The following is a 13738-nucleotide window of genomic DNA, read 5'->3' on the forward strand; positions in this document are numbered from 1 at the left end:
TTCTGGCGGGTATCGCTCAGGCTTGACGATCCGGATTTCCCGTGGTACACCGTCGCCACGTACGCAGTGTGTGGCTTTGACGCCATACAGATCCCCCCGACCGGGGCACGGCCCCGGTGCTCCACGATGGAGGTTGCACGCGCATGTCAATGATGCATCCGTTCTCTCGCAGGTCGTTCCTGCGTGTCGGCGTCGGCGTCGCCGGCGTGGGGTTGCTGGCGGCCTGTGCGCCGGCGGCTCCGGCCACGAAGCCGGCAGAGACCAAGCCGGCGGAGACCAAGCCCGCCGAGGCAGCGAAGCCGGCTGCCGCTGCGCCGACGACGGCTGCTGCCGCGCCGGCCAAGCCGGCCGAGGCTGCGAAGCCGGCCGACGCTGCCAAGCCGGCCGCCGATGCGAAGCCCGCTGCTGGCGCGCCGGCGGCCAAGCCCGGCGAGGGCGGCCTGGGCTCGCAGTTCATCGGGAAGTGGGAAGGCGGCGAGATCCTGGACAAGGCCGAGCGGCCGGCCAAGCTCGGCGAGGCCCCGATGCTGGCGGAGCTGGTCAAGGGTGGCAAGCTGCCGGCCGTCGAGCAGCGGCTCCCCGCCGAGCCGCTGGTCATCAAGCCGCTTGAGGGCATTGGCAAGTACGGCGGCACCTGGCGGCGTGCTTTCACCGGCCCTGGCGACGGTGAGAACGGCAACCGGATCATCTCGCTCGACAAGATCGTGTTCTGGGATTACCAGGGCGTCAAGCAGCGGCCGGGCGTGGCCAAGAGCTGGGAAGTGAAGGATGGCGGCAAGACCATCACCTTCTTCCTGCGAAAGGGCCACAAGTGGTCGGACGGGCAGCCGTTCACCGCTGACGACGTGATGTTCTGGTTCAACGACATCTACGGCAACAAGGATCTCGTCCCGGCGCCGACCGCTGAGCTGACCATCAATGGCAAGGCCGGCACGCTGGAGAAGGTGGACGAGACGACCGTCCGCTTCACGTTCCCCGAGCCGTACCCTGGCTTCATGGACATCATCGGCGGCTCGACGTTCCTCGGCTCCTCGCAGAACCAGGGCGACAGCTACCGGGGGATCGTCGCGCCGGCCCACTACCTGAAGCAGTTCCTGCCGAAGTACTCGGACCAGGCGAAGATCGAGGCCGAGGCGAAGGCTGCCAACTTCGACAGCTGGGTGAGCTACTTCAAGTTCAAGATCAACTGGCGGCTCAACCCGGACCTGCCGGTCCTGGGGCCGTGGAAGACGGCCACGCCGATCAACACCCCCGCCTGGACCCTTGAGCGGAACCCGTTCTTCTACGCCGTGGACACCGAGGGCAACCAGCTCCCGTACCTGGACAAGGTCCAGATGACGCTCGGCGAGAACCTCGAGGTCATCAACCTCCGGGCCATCGCCGGCGAGTACGACGAGCAAGAGCGCCACATGGACCTCGGCAAGCTGCCGGTGTTCATCGAGAACCGGCAGAAGGGGAACTACGCGATCCACCTCGACCCGGCCGCCAACGGCGCGGACGCGGCGTGGCAGATCAACCAGAGCTTCTCAGCCGATCCGGAGATCGCCAAGTGGCTGCGCAACAGAGATTTCCGTCACGCCCTGGCGCTCGGCCTTGACCGCGACCAGCTCAACGAGACGTTCTGGCTCGGCGTGGGCACGCCTGGATCGTCGGCCCCGGCCGAGACCTCCCCGTACAGCCCGGGCCCCGAGTACCGGAAGAAGTGGGCCACGCTGGATGTCAACCAGGCGAATCAGCTGCTGGACAAGATCGGCCTGGATAAGAAGGACGCCGAAGGCTTCCGGCTGCGGACGGACGGCAAGGGCCGGCTCCGCATCGAGCTGGTGACGGTGGGCGGCTCGTTCGTGCCGTTCCCGAAGATCGGCGAGATGATGAGCCAGCAGCTGAAGAAGATCGGCATCCAGCTCGACGCTGTGGAGCACGAGCGGACGCTGGCCGAGCGGCGGCGCGACGGCAACGAGGTCCAGACGGTGATCTGGGCGAACGACGGCTCCGAGCTGTTGTACGCTTTCCCGGACCACGCCCTGCCCGTGCGGGCCGGCCAGTGCTGGATGGGGCCGGAGATCGGCAAGTGGTACCAGAGCGGCGGATCGGCTGGGATGAAGCCTGAGGATCCGGAGATGCTCAAGGCGCTCGACCTGTTCAAGGGCGCATTCGGCAAGGAGGAGGCAGACCGCATCAAGACCGCGCAGGAGATCTGGAAGATCATCGTCGAGGAGAGCTGGACGGTCGGAACTGTCGGCCTGTCGCCGGCCGTCATGGGCGTCCGGATCGTCAAGAACAACCTCGGCAACATTCCGCAGCGGCAGTTCAACGGCCAGCACGGGCGAACGCCGTGCGCCGCGCTGCCGGTGACGTGGTTCTTCAAGAGCTAGGCGCGTGAAAAGGGCTGCCCGCACTGGCGCGGGCAGCCCATACTGTGCGGGTGGCAACCTGACGCCACCTGCTGACCATCGGCTGACAATCGAGTGACGAGCGTGGGGTAGGGGCGTCGTCCTGGCGCGTTTGCCCCTCTCCCAGACTCCCCACCCTACACTCGGAGCTGGATAGGACGATGATCGCGTACCTGATTCGCCGACTGATCCTCGCACTGTTTACCGTCGTGGCGATCTCGATGTTGTCGTTCGCCATCATTCAGCTGCCGCCTGGAGACTACGTCGACGCGTACATCGCGCAGATGTCGGCGTCGGGCAGCGCGGTCTCCCAGCAGGAGGCCGAGAACCTCCGAATCCAGTATGGACTCGATCAACCGATCTACGTGCAGTATCTGAAGTGGATGGCCCTCGCCATGCGCGGCAACTTCGGCATGGCGATGGAATGGGGCCGCCCGGTGACGGAAGTCATCGGTGACCGCCTCGCGCTGACGATGGTCGTCTCGATTGCGGCGGTCATCCTGACGTGGGGGCTGGCCTTGCCGATTGGCATCTACTCGGCCATGCGCCAGTACTCCATCGGCGACTATGTTTTCACCTTCATTGGTTTCATCGGACTGGCGGTGCCGGGCTTCCTGCTGGCGCTGCTGATCCTCTACTTTGGTTTCACGCTCTTCGACGCCAACATCGGCGGCCTCTTCAGCGCAGAGTATCTGGACGCGCCCTGGAGCTTCGGCAAGTTCATGGACCTGCTGAACCACCTGCCGATTCCGGCCTTGATCCTCGGGCTGGCGGGCACCGGGCAGGCCGTCCGCATCATGCGCGCCAACCTGCTGGACGAGCTGCGGAAGCCGTACGTGGTGACGGCGCGCGCCAAGGGCCTGTCCGAGACCCGGGCGATCCTCAAGTACCCGGTCCGCGTGGCCCTCAACCCCTTCGCGAGCACGATCGGCTACACGCTTCCCTACGTGGTCTCGGGCAGCATCATCGTGTCGCTGGTGCTGAGCTTACCGACCGTCGGCCCACTACTACTCAAGGCGCTGATCGCCCAGGACATGTTCCTCGCCGGCACCATCGTGTTGCTGCTCGGCGTGATGACGGTGATCGGCACGTTCCTCTCTGACCTGATCCTGATGTGGATCGATCCGCGCATCCGGCTGGAAGGACGGTAAGCCATGGCGCAGAACGTTCAGAACACTGACAATGCCGCCGTGGCGGTCGCACCGGGCGCTGATGGCGAGGTTGCCGTCGCCGTAACCGTTGCCGAAGAGCGCGTCTCCGTTGCCAGCCAGTGGCAGCTCATGTGGTGGCGCTTCCGCAAGCACAAGCTGGCGATGGTTGGCGCACTCGTCGTCATCCTGTTCTACGTCGGCGTGCTGTTTGCCGACTTCCTGGCCTACGCGGACCCGGAGGCCTCGGACGCGCAGCGCGGCCTGATCGCCCCGCAGCCCATCGTCTGGTTCGACCCAGACACGGGCGGCTTCTCCCCGCACGTGCCGGGTCTCGTGGGCAAGCGTGATCCGCTGACCTTCAAGCGCGTGTACGCTCCGGACCCGAGCGTCAAGGTGCCGGTGACGTTCTTCGCGCCGGGCTTCGAGTACAAGCTGTTCGGGTTCATCCCGGCGAACCGCCACCTGATCGGCGTGGGTGACGGGTACACGGCGGAGCAGTCGCTGTTCATCATCGGGACGGACATCCAGGGGCGGGACATGTGGTCGCGCCTGATGTTCGCGACGCGCATCTCGCTGACCATCGGCCTGGTCAGCGTGGCGGTCAGCCTGGTGTTGGGCGTGGTGCTCGGCGGCGTCTCCGGCTACTTCGGCGGCTGGTCAGACACGGTGGTGCAGCGCGTCATCGAGATCCTCCGCTCGATCCCCACGATCCCGCTGTGGATGGGGCTGGCGGCGGCGGTCCCGCAGGACTGGAGCGTGCTCCAGGTCTACTTCGTCATCACGATCATCATCTCACTCATCGGCTGGACGGAGCTGGCGCGCGTGGTGCGCGGACGGTTCCTCTCGCTGCGTGAGGAAGACTTCGTGATGGCGGCGGAGCTGTCCGGGTGCAACCAGGCGCGCATCATCTTCATCCACATGGTGCCGCTGTTCCTGAGCCACATCATCGCCGCGACGACGCTGGCGCTCCCCGCGATGATCATCAGTGAAACGTCGCTGAGCTTCCTCGGCCTGGGCATGCGCCCCCCTGCGATCTCCTGGGGCGTGCTGCTCCAGCAGGCGCAGAACGTCCAGACCGTCGCGATCTCGCCGTGGCTGCTGCTCCCGGCAGTGCCCGTGATCATCGTGATCCTGGCGTTCAACTTCCTCGGTGACGGCCTGCGGGACGCCGCCGACCCGTACAACTGACCGGCGAGTTCTCAGTCATCAGTTATCAGTCATCAGTGGGCCTCGAGCGCTGCTGACGACTGATGACTGAGAACTGACGACTGGGGAGCAAAGCGACCGATGGCTGACGTGCCGCTGATTTCGATCCGAAACCTCCAGACGTACTTCTACCCAGACGAAGGCATCGTCAAAGCGGTAGATGGCGCAAGCTTCGACATCCCCCGTGGCAAGACCATTGGGGTGGTGGGGGAGAGCGGTTGCGGGAAGAGTGTGACCGCCCGCTCGATCCTGCGTATCGTGGAGCGCCCGGGCCGCATCGATGGCGGCCAGATCCTCTTCCAGCCGGACGCCAACGGAACCGAGGCTGGCGCGCTCGACCTTGCCAAGATCCCCGCTGACGGCCGCCAGATGCGCGAGATTCGTGGCGGGCAGATCTCGCTGGTCTTCCAGGAGCCGATGACCTCGTTCAGCCCGGTCCACACCGTGGGTGACCAGATCATCGAGAACATCCGGCTGCACCGGAAGATGAACAAGAAGGACGCGAAGGACCGCGCCATCCAGGTCATGAAACTGGTCGGCATCCCGCGCTCCGAGCAGCGTGTGGACGAGTACGCCTACCAGCTCTCAGGCGGCCTGCGGCAGCGCGCGATGATCGCGATGGCGCTCTCGGCCGATCCGATCCTGCTCATCGCGGACGAGCCGACGACGGCGCTGGACGTGACGACGCAGGCGCAGATCCTGGACCTGCTGCGGGAGCTGCAGGCTCAGAACCACATGGCGATCATGCTCATCACGCACGACCTGGGCGTCATCGCGGAGATGGCGGATGAGGTGGTCGTGATGTATCTCGGGCGGGTGGTCGAGAAGGGGCCGGTGGACGATATCTTCCACAACCCGCAGCACCCATACACCAAGGCCCTGCTGGAGTCGATCCCGAGCGTCAACGCCACGCCGCGTGTGAAGCTCCCGACGATCAGCGGCTCGATCCCGCATCCGTATGCGCGGCCGCACGGGTGTCCGTTCTACCCGCGCTGCCCCTCCTTCATGCCTGGCACCTGTGACAAGGCCGAGCCAGAGCTTATCCACGTCGGCGACCGGCAGGATGCGGCGTGCTTCCTGTATGGTGGCGTCCCGGCGGGGGTGGGACGATGAATCAGGTATCACCGCAGGGCCGCAACGGCTCGAACGGCGCGGTCAAGGCCGGCCAGACGCTGCTCGAAGTCGAGCACCTGCAGAAGTTCTTCCCGATCAAGCGGGGCTTCTTGCAGAAGACCATCGGGAACGTGCGCGCCGTCGACGACGTGAGCTTCAGCATCAAGAAGGGTGAGACGCTCGCGCTGGTGGGCGAGAGCGGCTGCGGCAAGACGACCACCTCGCGGTGCGTCTTGCGGGCCATCGACCCAACGGGCGGCTCGATCAAGTTCACCACCGAGACCGGCACGGTGGTGGACGTCGCGAAGATCTCGCGGAACCAGCTGCGCCCGCTGCGGCGGCAGATGCAGATGGTGTTCCAGGATCCGTTCTCGTCGCTGAACCCGCGCATGACGATCCTCGACATCATCGGCGAGCCGATGCTGGTCAACGGGGTCAAGAACCGGCAGGAGCGCATCGACCGCGTCGAGCAGCTGCTGAAGCTGGTGGGCCTGCGGCCGGAGTTCATGCGCCGGTTCCCGCACGCCTTCAGCGGCGGCCAGCGGCAGCGCGTCGGTATCGCGCGGGCGCTGGCGCTCAACCCCAGCCTCGTGGTGGCGGACGAGCCGGTCTCGGCGCTCGACGTGTCGGTGCAGGCGCAGATCCTGAACCTGCTGCTCGACCTCCAGAACGACCTGGGCCTGACCTACCTGTTCGTGGCCCACGACCTGAGCGTCGTGAAGCACATCTCGGACCGCGTGGCCGTGATGTACGTCGGGCAGATGGTCGAGTTGACGGATCGGGACACGATCTTCGCCGCGCCGAAGCACCCGTACACGTCGGCGCTGCTCTCGGCGGTGCCGCGCCCGGATCCGCGCTCGCGAGCCAAGCGCATCACGCTGCTCGGCGAGGTGGCGAACCCGGCCGCGCCGCCCAGCGGCTGCTACTTCCACCCACGGTGTCAGTTCGCCGTGGACAAGTGCAAGGCCGAGACGCCAACCTGGGAGCAGGCCGCGCCCAACCACTGGGTGCGCTGCCACCGCGCCAACGAGCTGACCCTGACGGGTATCGACCTAGATTGATGCTGCTCCATGGGTGAAACGCCTCGGGGCGGTGACCCCGAGGCGTCACAGTGCGCCCCGCCGGCCGGATCGGCGGGGCCGCCGACCTCCGCTCTGCCGACAGCCGTGGCAACGGATGTTGGGGCGTGGCGTGTGGTGCTCCCGGTCCTGCGCGAGCTGTCGCGGCGCGGCGTGCCGTACCGCGTGCTCCTGGCCAACCCGTCGGCGCGCGTCGCCGTGGACGACGGCATCCCGTACGAGACGCTCGCGGCGGCATCCGTCGACGAGCGTGCAGAGGCGGTCCTGGCGGCCGGGCCGTCCGCGCTGCTGCTCGGGACGTCGGTGCAGGGTGTTGTCGAGCGCGAGCTGGCCGTGCGGGCGCGTGGGCGTGTGCCGACGCTCGGCATCCTGGACGCCATGCTGTTCGTGGAGCGGCGCTTCGGGCCGGGGCTGGCCGAGCTGCCGGATGTGCTGGCCTGCCCGGACCCTTCGACCGTCGAGCGGCTGCGGGCGGCCGGCGCGCCGGCCGCGCGGCTCCACGCGGCCGGCAACCCGACGCTGGAGGAGATCGCGCTGCTGCCGCGCAGCGCGCCGCCCCCGGTGGTCGCCGACGAGCCGGTTGACGTGCTGTTCGTCTCGTCGCCGGTCGGCGCGATGCGGCTGCGGGGCGCCTTTTTCGAGATCGACGAGCACGAGGCGCTGGCCGACCTGTACGACGTGCTGGACACGCTGCGCGCGGAGGCGCCGGCCGGTTTTCGGGTCCGGGTGCGGCTGCACCCGGTCCAGCGCGATGAGGGGCTGCTGGCACCGCCGCCGGGCCTGACGGTCCTGCCTGACGACGATCCGGACCGCCTGCGAAGCTGCGGGCAGGCGCGGGTGGTGGTTGGCCTCAGCTCGACGCTGCTCGGGGAGGCCCGGTTGCTGCCGCGCGCGGCGGTGGCGTACCTGCCGGGGCCGTTCTGGCAGCAGGAGCGGGTCTTCGGCCCTGAGTATGGGGTGACGCTCGCGCCGGACCGCGACACGCTGCGCGCGGCGATCCTGGCAGCGCTGCTGGCCGATCCCGAGCCGGCCCCGCTGGCCGGTCACCTCGGGGCGGCCGGGCGGATCGCCGACCTGCTGGAAGGGCTGGCGCGCTGAGCGGGCCGGGCGGCCAACGCGCAGCCGGGCGCCAAACGCGCAGCCGGGCGGCCGGGGCCTCTTGACACGGTTTGCCCCTGGCCCTGACGATACCCGCGGTTCTGGGAGGACGCGGATGCGGGCAGCAATGGTGCGGGTGGTGCGTCGCGGGTCGGAGCGGCCGGTGCGTCGCGAGCCGGGACGGCCGGCGTGGCGTGGGTGGATGCGGCTCGGGGTGGCGATGACGCTGCTCGTGCTCGTCGGGCTGCCGGCCTCGCCCGCGCTGGGGCAGGCGTTCGTGCCGCAGCCGCCTGCCGACGCGCCGCAACGGACCGCTCCCTGCCGGCCGGAGGCGCCGGCCGTCGAGAAGACGCCCGGGGCCTCGGTGCGGGTGGACAAGGGGCCGGCCGAGTGCAACGCCGTCACCCTCACGTTCGACGCCGGCGCCGACCGTGGCTATGCCGAGCAGATCCTCGACATCCTGCGCGACGAGAAGGTGCCGGCGACGTTCGGGATGACCGGCCTGTGGGCGCAGCAGAACAGCGACCTGGTGCAGCGGATGGCGGCCGAGGGCCATGAGCTGATGAACCACACCTGGAGCCACCGGTCGTTCACCGGGTTCTCGGCGGGGCGAGCGCTGGCCGTTGGCGAGCGGCGGCTGGAGCTGGACCGCACCGAGGAGCTGCTCGTCGGCCTGACCAACAGGAGCACCCGCCCGCTGTTCCGCCCGCCCTACGGCGATCTCGACAGCGGCGTGATGCGGGATCTCTCAGATGCCGGCTACGACTACACGATCATGTGGACGGTTGACTCGCTGGGGTGGAACAAGCTGCCGGCCCAGGGGATCGTCGACCGCTGCCTGAGCCGGGCCGAGCCGGGTGCGATCTACATCTTCCACGTGGGCATCGAGTCGCAGGACGCCGCCGCGCTGACGCCGATCATCGCGGGGCTGCGCGAGCGCGGCTACAGCTTCGTGACGATCACGGACCTGCTCGGGCTGTAAGCAACGACCGCGGTAAAGGCCCTCACTCCCCAGATGGCCCTCACCCCCCAGGTGGCCCTCACCCCCAGGTGGCCCTCACCCCCCGGCCCCCTCTCCCTGTGCGCGGGAGAGGGGGAGACGCACGAGAGTTTCGTTCCTCCCCCTCTCCCTGTGCGCGGGAGAGGGGGTCGGGGGGTGAGGGCCTCCTCCGGGGGTCGGGGGGTGAGGGCCTCCCGGGGGGTGAGGGCCTCCAGAGTGACAGACGGAATACGGGGGTACCTCGTCAATCCTGGTTAGCGCCTCACCGGACTCACTGTCCCTGGTGGTTCGTCTGCGCGGAGCGCTCCAGGTCCAGGGCCGGGCCAACGGGCGTCTGCTTGGTTTCGATCCGCACGACCTGCTGGAGCCGGCGCACGTGCCCGGCCGCTGAGGCGAGGCCCATACTGGCATCGTCCACGATCTGCCGCAGGTGCGGCTCCAGGGAGGGATCTTCGCGGATCAGCTCGAGCGCGCCAACGGGCAGCGCCAGGTCGTTGTTGAGGACGTGCGCCAGCTCGCGGGCGGCCAGGGCCACGGCGACCAGCTGGGCGCGCTCCAGCCCGACCAGCGCTGCCGCTGCCACACTGGCGAGCATCTCCAGGCTTTCGACGTTCTCGGCAGTGATCGAACGTCCTGTCTGGCCGACGCCGATCGCCAGCGCGCCCACGAGTCGTCCATCGTGCAGGAGCGGCGCGACAACCTCGGCCTCCGGCGTGCCGGCGTGCGCGACGACCGGCGTACGCAGCTCGGCCGCCCGCCCGACAGCCCCCTCACCCAGGTGAAGGTCACGGTTGCCCTGGAACGGGCCGTCCGGATGTGAGCCATCTCGCAATGCGTGCTGAGATGCGGCGACCGGCGTCAGACACTGCTGCTGCTCATCCCAGCGGTAGAGGGCGCCGCCCTCGCCGCCGATCAGCGCCACGGCCTCCTCAACGACGTTCCGCAACAGGGCGGCCGGATCGCCCTCGGCGGCGAGGCTGCGCGCGACCCGCAAGACCGCCGCGTGGCGGGCCAGGGAGAGCGCGCGTTCGGCGTCTCGCTGGGCCAGGGCGCGGTGCAGCGTGGTCACCCGCTGGGCGGCCACGAGCCGGGCCTGGAGCGCGCCGATGCTGAACGGCTTGGTGAGATAGTCGTCAGCGCCGGCCTGCATGCCTTCGAGCATGCGATCCTCGCCGTCGAGCGCCGTGAGGATCACAAAGTAGACGTAGGGCACGTCGTCCCTGGCCCGGACGCGGCGGCACAGCTCGGTGCCCTGCATGCGCGGCATGAGCCAGTCGCTGATGATGACGTCTGCGCCATCCACGAGGAACAGCTCCCACGCCTCCTGGCCGTCGCGGGCGAGGCGCACGGAGTGGCCGAGCGTGAGACAGGCGATCTCCAGGAGATCTCGGATATCGGCGTCGTCCTCAGCGACGAGTATCTTCACCGTCCACCCCTGGTGCGATCCTGCATCAACGCCCCCCGCCCTATTTGAGAACGATGCACTGCGAGGGGCGCCTCGCGCAACCACCGGCGACCCGGCCCGGCCTCTGCGCTGCTGCCACGGCGAGCATCCCAAGGATGCGTTCGCGCTACGGCAGGTCGCCACATCTCCAGGTGAATCGCGCTCGTGCGAGGCTGCGTTGCGAAGACCTCTGCGCTCCGCACCTCAATGAGGTTGCAGCATGCAGGATGGCGAAGGAAGCCGCGCTCCCGTAGGAGTGTAGCACCACGGGCGATCTGGTGACGTTCCCGCGGGCGCCCCGGGGCTGTCACTTGCATGACAGCCCCGGAGGCGAGGCGAGTGCCAGGTATGGCGGCGTGAACGCTACGGCGTGGGCGAGCTGGCCGCCGGCGGCGTGTTGCTGCCGGAGGTGCCGGTACCAGCGGCAGGGGTCGCCGTCGCAGGGCGACTGCATGTTCATTGGTGTACCCGAAGGATCATGGAACGGTCGGTCGGGGACTGAAGTCCCCGCCTACACGCATTCAGTCGCTGCGCGACGGACGCCGGAAACGGCAGGGACTGGTGCGACTGGAGCGTCGCGCAGCGACTGCAGGATGGTAGGCGGGGCTTTCAAGCCCTGACGACGCTGCGCGACGCGCTCATCATGCAATTGCTCTGCGCGCCGCCGCTGGCGTTGGGCGCGCGCGCAGAAGGGCGTTGCACGAAACGCACGCCTGGGACGCGTGTGCACTGGCGGCGGCCGGCGTGATGGTGAGCTGAGCGCGCGTTTGAGCGCTCGCGGTGCAGCCTGCCACAATCTGCACGGTACACCCGCACGCCGCCATCTCACCGTCGCCGCCATCTCACCGTCGCCGCCATCTCACCGTCGCCGCCTGGCCTCAGGGCCGGCCGCCGCTGGAGCCGCCGTGAGTTCGCCACGATTCCGCGCCGTCATCACCGATGCCGACTACCCGGACGTTGCCCAGGAGCGCGCCATCCTCGAGGGGATCGGCGCGGAGCTGGTGCGCGAGCATGTCAAAGACGAAGCGGGGCTGATCCGCGCGCTGGCCGGGGCCGAGGTCATCCTCACGCAGTACGCGCCGCTGACCGCGCGCGTGCTCGCGACGCTCGACCGCTGCAAGGGCATCGTCCGATACGGCGTCGGCTTTGACACGGTGGACGTGCCAGCAGCCACGAAGCGTGGGATCTACGTCTGCAACGTCCCTGACTACGGCACCGACGAGGTCTCGGACCACGCGATCACCCTGCTGCTGGCGATTGCCCGCAAGCTGATCGTGGCGGCCGAGGGCGTGCAGCGCGGCGTCTGGAGCGTCGAACCGCTCAAGCCAGTCGGTCGGCTGCGCGGCCGGGCGCTCGGCATCATCGGGCTGGGGCGGATCGGCTCGCTGACGGCCGCGAAGGCGCAGGGCTTCGGCATCCGGGTGATCGCCCACGATCCGGCCCTGCCGGCCTCGGCGTTCGCCGAGCGGAATGTCACTCCGGTGGGCCTGGACGAGCTGCTCCAGACAGCTGACTACGTCTCGATCCACGCGCCGCTCTCCGCCGAGACGCGCCACCTGATCGGCGAGCGGGCGCTGCGCTTGATGAAGCCGAGCGCGTTCCTGATCAACACGGCGCGGGGCGGGCTGGTGGACGCCGATGCGCTGGCGACGGCGTTGCGGGCGGGGGAGATCGCGGGGGCGGCGCTCGACGTGATGGAGACCGAGCCTATCGCGCGGGACAGCGCGCTGCTCGGGCTGGAGAACTGCATCATCACGCCGCACGCCGCGTGGTACTCGGACGAGGCGGCGGCGGCGCTCCAGCGGCTGGCCGGCGAGGAGGCGGCGCGGCTGCTGCTGGGGCAGGCCCCGCGCTGCCCAGTCAACACGCTCAGCTGATCGCCGGCGCGGGGCGGGGTGAGGGGCTACCGACCACCTGAGCGCGCCAACCAACGCACCTCCGGCCCGTACACCAGCCACGCTCGGCCCCGCAGCTGCGACCGTGTGAACGGGCCGACGTGGCGGCTGTCCGTGCCCACGGCGAGGTTCTCGCTCAGCAGGAAGTAGTCGTCTGGGCCGAGCGCCCAGGCGCCCGGCGACGATCCGACGACGGCCCGCCCGAGATCGAGCGGCTCGCCGTCGATCAGCAGCGTATCCCGTGCCAGCGTGACCACCTCGCCCGGCAGCCCGGCGACCCGCTTGAGCAGCAGCGATGGTCCGTCCACCGTCTGCCCGTCGGCCAGGACGAGGTCGCCGCGTCGGGGGCAGCGGAGGGCCGAGGGCCAGTAGGCCAGCAGATCGACGAGCACCAGCTCGTTCTCGTCGAGCGCGGGGACCATGCTGCGGCCCCGCACGGACACTCGCCGCTGCCCTGCAAGCCACAGGATCAGGGCCAGCAGCAGGCCGGCGGCGGCCAGGGCCGGCGGGGCAGATCGACGCGCCACAATCGCTCCCAGAGGGGAAATTCGCCCGGTGTGCGTTCCCGGGGTACACTTTTCTAGGTTACACAACCTGAACCTGGGAGATGGATCGATGAGCCTGGTCGATCGAATGATTGCCGCTGGCCTGCGCGCGCTGCCGGCTGAGGATGCTGCCGCACACTGCGACGTTCCCTGCGGCATCTACGATCCGCACACCGCACAGCTCGCCGCCCACACCATCATCCGCATGGTCGATCTGATCGAAGGCCTCGGGGAACTGAACAGCACCGAGAAGCTGCACACCTTCAGCCGCCACGTCGCGGTCAAGGAGGAGCACGCGAAGATCGCCGAGCACGAGATCATTGTGCTCTGGTCGGACTACTTCAGGCCCGAGCATCTGGAGAAGGCCCCGAACCTGCACGACATCGTGTGGAAGACGGCCAAGCTGACCTCGACGGTCAAGCAGCAGATCAACAAGCAGGCGGCGCTCGACCTGCTGGCCGGCACGCAGCAGATCGCCGAGATCTTCTGGGCGAGCAAGGGCGTGGCGACGAAGCGGGTACCCTCGGGCCAGCCGTCGGGCGGCGAGATCGTCCAGCCGGTCCTGGGCTAGTCGGGACAGCCCTCACCCCCCGACCGCTGCGCGGCGCAACTATCGCCTGCGTCGACATCCCTCTCCCTGTGCGCGGGAGAGGCGCGACGCCTCAGTCTACTCCCCTCTCCCCTGGAGGCTCAGTACCCGACAGTTTTCCTGGTCAGGTGAAAGGGAGGGAGAGGTGAGGGGAGAGGGGAACGAAGTGGAGGCGTGCGCGGTCGAGCCAGCGGAGGCCGAGTGAGAAGAGGCTGAGCGTCCGTC

Annotated in this window: 11 protein-coding genes; 9 read left to right on the forward strand and 2 right to left on the reverse strand. The window is 68.7% G+C overall.

What is annotated here, in order from left to right; translation table 11 throughout:
* Nucleotides 1-143: 143 nt before the first annotated feature.
* From IT306_30860 to IT306_30890, 7 genes are all read left to right on the forward strand, one after another.
* Nucleotides 144-2375: an ABC transporter substrate-binding protein gene (locus IT306_30860; GenBank protein ID MCC7372854.1), complete on the forward strand. Its 2232-nt coding sequence runs from the start codon at nucleotides 144-146 to the stop codon at nucleotides 2373-2375.
* A gap of 179 nt (nucleotides 2376-2554) precedes the next feature.
* Complete coding sequence (locus IT306_30865; protein ID MCC7372855.1) at nucleotides 2555-3544, forward strand: ABC transporter permease; 990 nt, start codon at nucleotides 2555-2557, stop codon at nucleotides 3542-3544.
* Between the two features lie 3 nt (nucleotides 3545-3547).
* A complete protein-coding gene (locus tag IT306_30870; protein MCC7372856.1) occupies nucleotides 3548-4732 on the forward strand; it encodes an ABC transporter permease in 1185 nt (394 codons plus the stop codon).
* A 99-nt stretch (nucleotides 4733-4831) separates the two neighbouring features.
* Nucleotides 4832-5863, forward strand: coding sequence for an ABC transporter ATP-binding protein (locus IT306_30875; protein MCC7372857.1), 1032 nt, complete (start codon nucleotides 4832-4834; stop codon nucleotides 5861-5863).
* On the forward strand, nucleotides 5860-6924 hold the full coding sequence (locus IT306_30880) for a dipeptide ABC transporter ATP-binding protein (GenBank protein MCC7372858.1): 1065 nt from the start codon (nucleotides 5860-5862) through the stop codon (nucleotides 6922-6924). Before IT306_30875 ends, IT306_30880 begins: the two co-directional genes overlap by 4 nt.
* A 9-nt stretch (nucleotides 6925-6933) precedes the next feature.
* A complete protein-coding gene (locus IT306_30885) occupies nucleotides 6934-8040 on the forward strand; it encodes a hypothetical protein (GenBank protein MCC7372859.1) in 1107 nt (368 codons plus the stop codon).
* A 115-nt stretch (nucleotides 8041-8155) separates the two neighbouring features.
* On the forward strand, nucleotides 8156-9022 hold the full coding sequence (locus IT306_30890; protein MCC7372860.1) for a polysaccharide deacetylase family protein: 867 nt from the start codon (nucleotides 8156-8158) through the stop codon (nucleotides 9020-9022).
* Between the two features lie 289 nt (nucleotides 9023-9311).
* Here the strand turns inward: IT306_30890 and IT306_30895 are convergent, their stop codons facing one another.
* Nucleotides 9312-10466: a response regulator gene (locus IT306_30895; protein ID MCC7372861.1), complete on the reverse strand. Its 1155-nt coding sequence runs from the start codon at nucleotides 10464-10466 to the stop codon at nucleotides 9312-9314.
* Nucleotides 10467-11389: 923 nt separating this feature from the next.
* On the opposite strand from IT306_30895, the gene IT306_30900 reads away from it, so the two are divergent.
* Entirely contained in the window at nucleotides 11390-12361 is a 972-nt protein-coding gene (locus IT306_30900; GenBank protein MCC7372862.1) for a C-terminal binding protein, read from the forward strand.
* 26 nt (nucleotides 12362-12387) lie between these two features.
* Here the strand turns inward: IT306_30900 and lepB are convergent, their stop codons facing one another.
* Complete coding sequence (gene lepB / locus IT306_30905; GenBank protein ID MCC7372863.1) at nucleotides 12388-12906, reverse strand: signal peptidase I; 519 nt, start codon at nucleotides 12904-12906, stop codon at nucleotides 12388-12390.
* An 88-nt stretch (nucleotides 12907-12994) separates the two neighbouring features.
* Here lepB and sodN point away from each other — a divergent pair, with 88 nt between their 5' ends.
* Nucleotides 12995-13495 carry a superoxide dismutase, Ni gene (gene sodN / locus IT306_30910; GenBank protein ID MCC7372864.1) on the forward strand — a complete coding sequence of 167 codons (501 nt, stop codon included), beginning with the start codon at nucleotides 12995-12997 and terminating at the stop codon, nucleotides 13493-13495.
* Nucleotides 13496-13738 lie beyond the last annotated feature (243 nt).

This window comes from Chloroflexota bacterium (genome assembly GCA_020850535.1).
In the GTDB taxonomy this organism is placed as follows: Bacteria; Chloroflexota; UBA6077; order UBA6077; family JACCZL01; genus JADZEM01.

Bases quoted from the DNA above. Each gene is read 5' to 3' on its own strand.
- IT306_30860 (MCC7372854.1), top strand. From the start codon at position 144: ATGTCAATGATGCATCCGTTCTCTCGCAGGTCGTTCCTGCGTGTCGGC.
- IT306_30865 (MCC7372855.1), top strand. From the start codon at position 2,555: ATGATCGCGTACCTGATTCGCCGACTGATCCTCGCACTGTTTACCGTC.
- IT306_30870 (MCC7372856.1), top strand. From the start codon at position 3,548: ATGGCGCAGAACGTTCAGAACACTGACAATGCCGCCGTGGCGGTCGCA.
- IT306_30875 (MCC7372857.1), top strand. From the start codon at position 4,832: ATGGCTGACGTGCCGCTGATTTCGATCCGAAACCTCCAGACGTACTTC.
- IT306_30880 (MCC7372858.1), top strand. From the start codon at position 5,860: ATGAATCAGGTATCACCGCAGGGCCGCAACGGCTCGAACGGCGCGGTC.
- IT306_30885 (MCC7372859.1), top strand. From the start codon at position 6,934: ATGGGTGAAACGCCTCGGGGCGGTGACCCCGAGGCGTCACAGTGCGCC.
- IT306_30890 (MCC7372860.1), top strand. From the start codon at position 8,156: ATGCGGGCAGCAATGGTGCGGGTGGTGCGTCGCGGGTCGGAGCGGCCG.
- sodN (MCC7372864.1), top strand. From the start codon at position 12,995: ATGAGCCTGGTCGATCGAATGATTGCCGCTGGCCTGCGCGCGCTGCCG.